This window comes from Desulfurococcus sp. (genome assembly GCF_049970475.1).
Lineage (GTDB): Archaea > Thermoproteota > Thermoprotei_A > Sulfolobales > Desulfurococcaceae > Desulfurococcus > Desulfurococcus amylolyticus.
This window is the reverse complement of record NZ_JBMFMW010000048.1, coordinates 1-9,297: the sequence shown is the minus strand read 5'-3', so window position 1 is coordinate 9,297 and position 9,297 is coordinate 1. Positions and strand designations below refer to the sequence as shown.

Sequence of the window (9,297 nt, the reverse complement as noted above, 5' to 3'; positions counted from 1 at the left end):
TCCCCACCCTAAGGGCGAGGTTTTAAACTGTAACTAATGTGATTCGGCCCTATTTTTAGATACATGTCTTTGTTTAGCCTCAATATATCTAAGACGTGGTGTAATGTTTTTCCTATGGTTTCTCAACTATACCACCAAGCATATATCTTCAGCTATCCCGGTCTTAGTCTTAATTCATCCACTCGTATTCACACCGCGTGTATACATGTATATACTCTGGATCGCTACCTAGTATAGGCCCAGTGTCCTGAGTATCTCACTGAATGTTTTCTCATCGATTGCCTCTATATATGTGTCTATCACGGAGAGAGCGCACTCAATACTACTGCACTTCTCTATGCTGCTCCTGATCCTGCGTAGTACGGCCACTACATAGATCTTTATCTCGGGGCCCATGGATCTCCCTCAACACGGTTTAGGAATATGAGGTTTATAAGTAGAGAGGGCGCCGAAAGTGCGGGGTTTGAATAGTGGATCACTGAAACTGCAGGGTCCTTTACTCCACTGGGGTGAAGGGGGCGGGTCTCATCTCTAGTTTCCGGGGAGGAAAAATTTATAATTTCTAATTTCTAAAATAGAAATTGGTGCCAACCATGAACCCCGGGAAATATACAAGCCTAAGACTAATAGAGAAGCTGGCATTTAGTATAGCGAAAATACTTACAGGTAAAAAACCGAGCCAGGGCAGGATACATCTCGCTGAAATGTATTGTGGAAACATAATGAATGAGATCAAGGAGCTAGCCGAAATAATAAACACTTATAGAAGATGCCCATTCTGCAACTATACTCCTGGTCCAAGATACTGGAGGCATGCCTTATACATACACTTAATTAGAAGTCATTTCCTCGATCTAGAGGAACTGGCAAGCACCTGCGGGTAAATAGTGATCCACCTACATTACTATGAGGGCTAAGACTCCTATCGCTACCTGTATCAGGGCCGTAAACAATACTACATCAGTTTCCCTTGCACACCTCTTCAACTTTTTCATGACTATCAGTGCTACATGTGTTAGACTGTAAGCTCTGCTATACGGGGGATCAAGACACCCCTCAATACTGGGTCTCCCGAAGTTCTCCTTGTAGACACCATGAATAAGCCCCCTTAGAAACAAGGCTAACTCGATAAAGTAGGGTGTAAATATTATCAGCCCGAATTTCTCGAAGTTACCATATATTACCACGGAGGCGTAGAATGCACCAAAACCATAAGTGAATGTATTCCCAGGGAAAACCTTCGCCGGGTACCAGTTATACCTTAGGAACACTATTATAGACGCGATCATTACCAATAAAAGCGGTACAACAACCCAGATACCCTTCTTCAAGGCAAATAGGAGGCTCACCAATGAGATCACAAGAGCCTGTGATGCCTCTAACCCGTTATATCCAGCTATCATATTGAAGGCGTTACTAGCCCCCATGACTCCAACAGGGATTACTACCAACGGGTAGAGCAAGCCTAGGTCTAGGACGCCTATTAGGGGAAGCTCTATCGTGGAGTACCCGGCTTTCACCACCATTAGTGGAAATGCTATTGGGATAGTTAATATTACTCTTTTAACTTGACTCAAACCCTTCTTCCACCCTAACAAGTCATCCATCAAGCCTAGGAGACCGGCTAGCAAGAGTACCTGTGATACAGCAAGATAGGTGATGATCCCAGAGTCGCCCTGGACATAGGTACTCAGCGCCATGAAGGATAGGATCCCGAAGACGGCTCCCAGAAGAACCCACATACCACCCGCTTCAACAGCATAGTGTTCTCCAGGCTTATTCATATCCCTGCCCTTGAAACCCAGCCTTAAACCTGTTCTAACCCACCATTCGAGCAGTATACTAGTGGTTGCTGCCGCCACCAAGACGGGTATTAGATAGCTTAAAACATCATCTCTCACTCTTTACTCCACCCCTTCCCCATTACTACTCCAAGGCGTGTTGAATAATAAGTATATCTCCTCAGCCCGTTTCTCGCCAATGCCTTCAACACTGAGTAACTCGTGCTTTGATGCATTAGCAAGGTTCTTAAGGGTCTTAAACCTTGCTAGGAGCTTCCTGGCAAGCACAGGCCCTATAATACTCTCAGCTACATAGAGTATCCTCTCCTGTATATCCATTGGCTTCTTCTCAACCCTCATCCTGTAGACACGCTTCTCCTCTGTTCTCCCCAGACTCTTAGCCTTAGATATAATCCACGCAATAGTGGCATCCTTACCCGGTGTGTTAAGCACAGGAATCCCCATTTCAAGTATCAGGGTATCCAGCACTCTCAGAATGCTCTGAATCCTCCAGCCCCTATACTTCTCCAAGGTACCCAGGTACCCCTCCAGTAGTATAAGTGGTCGATGCCCCCCTCTGCGGGCCTCCTCAAGCAGTAACTTGCTCTGTTCCCATATCCTGTTATCCCTTATACTGTTGGCTAGATCATCAACAGTCTTCCTCTCAACCAGTATTGAGTGCTTGTCCTCTGGAGCCATTATAAGGAAGTCTCCAACAGGTAGCTCCTTTACAGCGGTCTTTAATCCCTCCCTTGTAAACGCTTCCCTGAACTCAGGGTGCTTACTATCCTCTCGGGAGTCTATTATAACATCCACGGGAACTAGGAGCCTTATTTCCACACTTAATACCCCGTGTCTCTGGCTCTAGGTTTTCCTTCTATAGTACAATGCAGCCCTTGGATAGTCTTCACCAGGCACGTCCCTGGCTGCTAGAGAGTAAAAGTTCGAGGCTGCCTGGGAGAGTAGCGGCGTATATCCTTTCAACATGAGGGTGTAAGAGATAACCCTGTAATCCTTTGCGGCCCCGCTGATTGTGAACCTAGGTGTCGAAACGGGTATGTTAATCCTAGCAAGATATCTCCTAACCATGTTTCCAAACCATAGATTCCCGGCTATCTCACTAAATAATTCCTGGCTAACGTCATACGAGTCTAAGAGTGCTAGGGATTCCGCTAGCACAGCCGGCATTATGAGACCTATATTATTCAACGCCAGTTTTAAAGCCATGGCCTTAGGGATCCCGCCAACCCAGTATATTTTACTAGAGTAGAGTAGCGCTATCTCCCTAGCCTTACCCTCTATCCCTGAATCCCCCGCGAGCATTGTGACAAGGTTGCATGCTGAGGCTTCATCGGTACTCCCGTAGACAGGCGCTTCAATGTATATGCCCCCGTGATCTCTAACCATCCTATACAGCATTAAACTAGTCTCCGGGCTTATGGTTGAAGAATTCATTAGAATACCCGTCCTGCTTAACAAGTTCTTCTCTATGAGCGTGTAAACGAAGTCCATGACGGCTTGATCGTCAAATAAGAAGATCACCGATGCATCAACGTTATTCATTAAATCTAGATCCTCAATGACCCTGCATTTAACGGTGGAGCAAAGGGATCTAGCCTTCTCAACGTTTCTATTGTAGACAAATACCTCGACACCACGGGATACCAGGCATCTAACCAGTGAAGAACCCATTAAACCAGCTCCAGCAACAAGGATCCTGTAAACCATAAATAGATCCCACCTATATCTATGAAGTAGTAGTTAAACAGTTTATAATGGTTCAGGTTAACGTCCTCCACTGCTGTGATCCGTTAGTTGTGAGATACGCTTATCACCACGGGGTCAAGAACCTGTTCCTAGAGAATCCAGGTGTTTTAGGTAGATTAAGCTCTTGTTGATTAGAAGTAGAGAGAAAACATGAAAATTACAACTAGATCCAAGGGAAATAACAAGCTTAAAAGAGCGCGAGAACCTCATGAAGAGCCACGTATGGAGAGATACATGGCTAGTGTATACATAGTAGCTTTAAAAGCGAGAAGAATATTAAGCAGCATAAAGCAGTCATCAACCCTTATATTACGAAAACTAAAACAGTTTGGCAAAAGCATTGATTTTCGGTTTCTCATTTTGCAGGGTTAATTCCATGACGAACTCGTAACGATTATATCTTTACCTGGATCAAGCTTTAAACCAGATTATCATCACGGCTTATTCACGGGTTTGATGCAAGTATTAAGAATAATACGGCAAGTGTAACCATTAGCCCCGGCCTCTCCCTCCAGTCCCTGCATCCTATTAAGCCGTTGAATCCACCCAGTTCTCTCAATGGTACACCGGCTTTAGCCATGAAGTATGAGAGTAGCATGGCCAACTCGCCAAGGCGATCCCTTGTGTTTTCACTGTATGCTCGTATCTCATATATTATTGTTAAAAGCCTCTCCAGTGCCTTGTAGTCGAAGTCTACATCCCATAGTGTTAACTCTAGTTTCTCACCAAGCCTCTCAGCAAGCCCGGGCACATACTCTAAGGGGGCTATTGCCTCAAGGTATTCATTGAAGAGTTTAATGAATCCTGCTAACGCGTGTTCCCCACCTGTCTGCTTATAGAGACTAGCCATTACAACAATATCGTTTATAACATCGCGTATTCTCTCCTCAGGCCCCTGGAATATAATCTCCTGAGATGTGTTCAACCCAAGCATGGTCTCCATGAATGACTCCCTGTGTAATTGATGCTTTATGGGAAGGGTTTTAAGAAGGGTGGCTTCGTTGAAAAGGGTTTATAAATTTTTAGGTTGAATCCTTAAGTCCGTTTAAATCACTACGTCTTCGGGGCCGGCTTACAATTGCCAGTTATCAAGAATGCTGAGCGATGGCACTGGTTTTCTACATGATTTCAGCACACATATTATTTCTGACCATATACTTACAGCTATCTCTTCAGGTGTCTCAGCCTCTATATTTAGCCCAGCTGGCATATGGATCCTCTCCCTGAAACTACTTACATCAACACCCTCGGATACGAGTCTGTCAAGCATCCATTTAGCTCTGTTCCTGCTGCAGAGAGCCCATATATGTCCCTTGAACCCATTTAATACAAGGTGTTTGAGTACCTGGTAGTCTGTTTCAACTTCACCGAAAGCTATTACTGCTATATCGTTCTCCGTGAACTCTATTGTCTTCAACTCATCGATAACGCTTCCAGATTTAACCGTCTCTGCATAGGGATATCTATCCTTGTTGGCTAACCCAGGATTCTTGTCGACAACGACTACCCTGAATCCCAATATATTGCCAATATCCGCTATAGGCTTTCCGACGTGACCGGCGCCCACCAGTATTAGACGGGGCTTGGGCTTCAACACGTTGATGAACACCTCCACTACTCCACCACACAACATGTTTGTAGGCATTGCGTCAGGTGGTATATTCTCCCTCCTGAGAGCCATTTTAACGCGTCTAGGCTTACCCTCCTTCAAGGCTGATAATGACTCCTTTATAACAAAAGCCTCGAATTCCCCGCCCCCAATTGTACCATACTTCAAGCCATCAATGGTTACAATCATTAGCGAACCCAGTCCACGGGGTCCGCTGCCCTCCTTATTAACGAGTGTGGCCAATGCTACAGGTCTCCCCCTATCCAATTCCTCAACAGCCTTGAACAGTATATCCCTATTATTCACTTCGCATCCTCCTCTATAACTCTCAATCCATTGCTCTGAAGCATCCTTTTAACAAAGCCTTTATCACTGGATGATAGCTCCTTGGATAGCTTTATTATGACTGAGAAACCGCCTTGACCCAGTATAGGTGTGCCCTCGAAGAAGAAGACTGGGTTATACCCGTGTTTTAGTAGCAGGGGGTTTAATACGTCTAATATAGCTCTTATATCCCAGTAATTAAATGCCTCCTGGATCACTATTTGTGTGTTAGAAATCCTAGCTATCAATGCTCTCACTTAACCTCGTTTTATTATTTTATAATATACCTTGAGATATTATATCCCTTATAAGCGTTGAATGAAACGGTGGAGTATATGAGCTTCAACCTGATGATTACACATGAGCCAGGCTTGGAAAACTTCAGGTTTGTATTGGCGAAGCTGAGGAACACAGGGTTAAACTATGTCTTGGTTGATAAGGGGCCCTCGGTAATATTGTTAAAGGTCGATGACCCCTACGACTTCACATCGAGGATCAGGGAGGCAGTCAACGAGATCCAGGTGATTTATAGAGTAATACCTATAGATGTGGTAACGGATCCCTATGTTGAAATAGTTGCTGAGAAATCAAGAGAGCTGGCACTGGAGAAGATACCCGTGGACAAGACATACAGGGTGACACTACACGGCAGGCTCTACTGGCTTGAAACAAGGCTCCCAGCTCACACGATGGATGCTATAAGGGTGATAGCCGATAAGATAGATAGACAGGTGTCGCTAACCCACCCAGATTACCTTGTATACATTAGGAGCGTTAAATTATATCATAGGAGGAGATACGCTACAATAACTGTTACATCGCCAAGCAATATTATAGCATTAAAATCAGATAAACCATAGATAGTATAAGGAAACCGCGGGCTCAATAATTATAAGTCATTCTCTGGATCATCATTTATGAGGGAGTAATTGTGCCGGTAAACCTCGGTGACATATTTCCAAACGATACCATTGAAAAGCTCGAGGAATATGTCTCCATATCATCCAAGGTTGCTGAGAGATTCAAGCAGGCTGTAAACCTACTCAACAGATACCAGGTTGGCGATGCCAGGATGGTTCTCACAGAGCTAGTAGAGCTGGAGAATAGAGGTGAAAAACTGAGAAGCGAACTCGAGTACTCCATATCCTCGCTAAGGCTCGAGGCATCATTCATGAGTGAACTACTAAGTATAGTTTCAAGTATTGACATGATAAGCGATCATATTAAAGAAGTAGCAAAGGAGCTCCGTATAATCCCCTTCCTGGAAATACCACAGGAATTACGGGCCGGGTTACTCGAGCTAAGCGAGCTGGTTGTAAAAGCTGTTGAAATATATAACAAGGCTTTTAGAGCTGTTCTCAGAAGCAACTTCGAGGAGGCATTAAGACTACTTGATGAGGTAGTGAAGCTTGAGGAGAAAGCCGATGACATAGAGGTAAGGAACCGTGGCCTTATACTTGAATACGGAGATAGATTCAAGCCTTTGGCGATGGCAATAATGGTTCACAGCTTGAATAAAGCACTTGAAGACACTGCGGACATCTGCGCCCTAAGCGCTACCAGTTTAAAGATACTTGTAATGGCACGTTTACTCTAGCCCGGCCACCCTGGAGAAAGCCTCGAATAAAAAGTACTATGCTCCCAAAGGTCTCATGGGATAGGCGTCTTGAACTCCTTGAGCAACATGCTTATTCTCCTTACCCCCTCCTCAATAAGGTCTTTCTCACTCATCGAGAAGTTTAGCCTGACAATGTTCCTCCCTGTCTCATCAGTATAGAATGCCGCTGCAGGTATAACCGCCACATTATACTTTTCTAAGAGTTGATCCGAGAACACTCTTCCATCAATGCCTCCAGGTAGCCAGAGCAGTATAAACATGCCCGCAACAGGCCTCGTGTGTTTTAACCCCATTAGGTGTTTCTCTATGGCGGCGATCATTATATCTCTCTTAGACTTATACTCGGCCACGGCTTTCTCTCTTATAGGCCTGTATAACTTGTTCCTCAATAGGTTTAGAACAATGTATTGCGAGGGAACCGGTGGACACATATCCATTGGTCCCTTAGCTACACGGACTCTTCCAATTATCTCCGGGTGGGCCTCAAGCCATCCTATACGGAGACCTGTTCCAAATATCTTGCTAAAGGACCCAATGTATATCACACGGTCCTCGGTATCCATTGATCTAAGCGGCTTCACGTCTACGGGTTCGTACACCAGGTGATTATATGCTGCGTCCTCAGCCACTAGTAGATCATACCTGCTAGCTATTTCGAGCAAGTGCTTCCTCCTATCCATGCTCATGGTCACACCTGATGGATTCTGTCCTGTTGGTATCATATATATTAGCTTAAGCTTCTTGCCCTCACTATGGAGGCGTTTAACCACATCTTCAAGTTTCTCAGTGATCATTCCATTATCATCCATGGGTACACCAATTATCCTTACCCCGTAGTGTTTCCAAACCAGTATCGTGTTAACATAAGAGGGGTTTTCAACGATGACGATGTCGCCTGGATCCAGGATTAGTCTCCCCAGGATGTCTATTGCCTGGCTACCCCCAAGAGTAACCACGATATTATCGGGCCCAGTCTTCACACCTTCATACTCGGCCATGAATTTAGCTATCTCAATCTTTAACTCGGAGACTCCATCTGCAGGCGAGTAGTTAACACTCCCCTTCTCTTTAATAAATACCTCTTTGGCTAGTTCCCCATATAGTTCACGGGGTATGACATCCGGGTCTGGCTCACCAGCTGCGAAGCTTATTACCTTGGTGGTTTTAGATTTAGCCGCGATTTTTGCTACTGCATCTCGGATAGGGCTTTGCTCGATATAATTTATCCTACTACTAAGAAATCTATCGTAGACGGGTTTCAATACATCACCACCGAGAATAAATCACTCGTTCCAGAGCATATAAATCTATCTATATATTATATATTATATATTATCATGTATCAAGTATAAAACAAGTTACGCCTAAGTGCTGAAGTCTTTTTGGTGTTTAGAGGGAAAGTTTATATTAGGTTGATGGGCTAAACCTAGATGCGGCCCACGTGCCGTTTGGGTCGAATACGATCCATGAACCCGCAGAAATAGCAAAGCTTCTGTGGACGGGACAAGTCCTTCCTAGATGAAACCATGGATAATAATATAATTATGGCGAACACCTAGGGAGAAACGGAGTCATATATTAATTAAAGCTGGGTTACTCACTGATGCTGGGTCGTTGGATCCATTAATTAAACTCCACTACTCTCAACATGCCTGCTTTATCTAGTTTTTCAATCTTCAGGTATTTATAAGATATGTTTCTCAGGTTCTCATTGTCCCCCATGATCATCACTGTAATTAGCCTTGAATCCGTTTTCTTTAAGTTATACCTAACCATGTTTTCAGCTATTCTATCGACGCCATCGGTGATCAATATTATGTCTGACTCCCTAGCAATGCTCCCAGCCCTTATATCCGTACACGCTGTTATAATAGCCCTAGAGATGTCTGTGCCACCTGCTCCTTTAACCCTTGCCATGTAGTCTAGCAACTTAAGCACCTCATTAGGCTTGGAAATCCTCCCTATCCTATACAGAGGATACGGCTGGCTATCAAAGAATCTTAGATAGAACTCCCTATGTGTTTTCACAGCCTTAAGGTAGAGACTTATCGCTACAGCCTTACCCCAGGTTATCTTCACCCCATCCATACTACCGCTTTTATCCAGTAGGACATACATGGGTCCGAGACTCTCCTCAACCACTTTCTCATAGAGGAGTAGCTTCCTCTGTGCAAATCTAGTGTAGAATACCTCACTCG

General features: G+C 44.4%; 12 protein-coding genes. 3 read left to right on the top strand and 9 right to left on the bottom strand.

The features are described from left to right. Positions 1 to 228: 228 nt before the first annotated feature. On the bottom strand, positions 229 to 396 hold the full coding sequence (locus ACP5N5_RS04120) for a hypothetical protein (RefSeq protein WP_012608346.1): 168 nt from the start codon (positions 394 to 396) through the stop codon (positions 229 to 231). 197 nt (positions 397 to 593) lie between these two features. On the opposite strand from ACP5N5_RS04120, the gene ACP5N5_RS04115 reads away from it, so the two are divergent. Beyond that, on the top strand, positions 594 to 884 hold the full coding sequence (locus ACP5N5_RS04115; RefSeq protein WP_012608345.1) for a hypothetical protein: 291 nt from the start codon (positions 594 to 596) through the stop codon (positions 882 to 884). Positions 885 to 896: 12 nt separating this feature from the next. Here the strand turns inward: ACP5N5_RS04115 and ACP5N5_RS04110 are convergent, their stop codons facing one another. The 6 genes from ACP5N5_RS04110 to ACP5N5_RS04085 all read right to left on the bottom strand — a co-directional run bounded on the left by ACP5N5_RS04110 (position 897) and on the right by ACP5N5_RS04085 (position 5,738). Next, the gene (locus ACP5N5_RS04110; RefSeq protein ID WP_012608344.1) at positions 897 to 1,901 is read right to left on the bottom strand and encodes a glycosyl transferase family 4; all 1,005 of its coding nucleotides are present in this window, start codon (positions 1,899 to 1,901) and stop codon (positions 897 to 899) included. Between the two features lie 3 nt (positions 1,902 to 1,904). Next, positions 1,905 to 2,621, bottom strand: a complete 717-nt coding sequence (locus tag ACP5N5_RS04105; protein ID WP_012608343.1) for an ERCC4 domain-containing protein — start codon at positions 2,619 to 2,621, stop codon at positions 1,905 to 1,907. A 24-nt stretch (positions 2,622 to 2,645) separates the two neighbouring features. After that, positions 2,646 to 3,509 carry an NAD(P)-dependent oxidoreductase gene (locus ACP5N5_RS04100; RefSeq protein ID WP_042667502.1) on the bottom strand — a complete coding sequence of 288 codons (864 nt, stop codon included), beginning with the start codon at positions 3,507 to 3,509 and terminating at the stop codon, positions 2,646 to 2,648. A 484-nt stretch (positions 3,510 to 3,993) separates the two neighbouring features. Further along, complete coding sequence (locus ACP5N5_RS04095) at positions 3,994 to 4,491, bottom strand: hypothetical protein (protein WP_012608341.1); 498 nt, start codon at positions 4,489 to 4,491, stop codon at positions 3,994 to 3,996. 129 nt (positions 4,492 to 4,620) lie between these two features. Next, positions 4,621 to 5,463 (bottom strand): XdhC family protein, encoded by an 843-nt coding sequence (locus ACP5N5_RS04090; protein ID WP_428133196.1) that lies wholly within the window; start codon positions 5,461 to 5,463, stop codon positions 4,621 to 4,623. Further along, positions 5,460 to 5,738: a hypothetical protein gene (locus tag ACP5N5_RS04085; protein ID WP_276814511.1), complete on the bottom strand. Its 279-nt coding sequence runs from the start codon at positions 5,736 to 5,738 to the stop codon at positions 5,460 to 5,462. The genes ACP5N5_RS04090 and ACP5N5_RS04085 overlap by 4 nt, the downstream gene beginning before the upstream one ends. Positions 5,739 to 5,816: 78 nt before the next feature. Here ACP5N5_RS04085 and ACP5N5_RS04080 point away from each other — a divergent pair, with 78 nt between their 5' ends. Continuing rightward, the gene (locus ACP5N5_RS04080; protein WP_048058830.1) at positions 5,817 to 6,341 is read left to right on the top strand and encodes a THUMP domain-containing protein; all 525 of its coding nucleotides are present in this window, start codon (positions 5,817 to 5,819) and stop codon (positions 6,339 to 6,341) included. A 71-nt stretch (positions 6,342 to 6,412) separates the two neighbouring features. Further along, complete coding sequence (locus tag ACP5N5_RS04075; protein ID WP_428133192.1) at positions 6,413 to 7,078, top strand: DUF47 domain-containing protein; 666 nt, start codon at positions 6,413 to 6,415, stop codon at positions 7,076 to 7,078. 53 nt (positions 7,079 to 7,131) lie between these two features. Here ACP5N5_RS04075 and ACP5N5_RS04070 read toward each other — a convergent pair whose 3' ends face one another. After that, the gene (locus ACP5N5_RS04070; protein WP_428133190.1) at positions 7,132 to 8,361 is read right to left on the bottom strand and encodes a PLP-dependent aminotransferase family protein; all 1,230 of its coding nucleotides are present in this window, start codon (positions 8,359 to 8,361) and stop codon (positions 7,132 to 7,134) included. Positions 8,362 to 8,722: 361 nt separating this feature from the next. After that, a partial coding sequence (locus ACP5N5_RS04065; RefSeq protein ID WP_428133186.1) for a vWA domain-containing protein occupies positions 8,723 to 9,297 on the bottom strand: 575 nt, incomplete at its 5' end.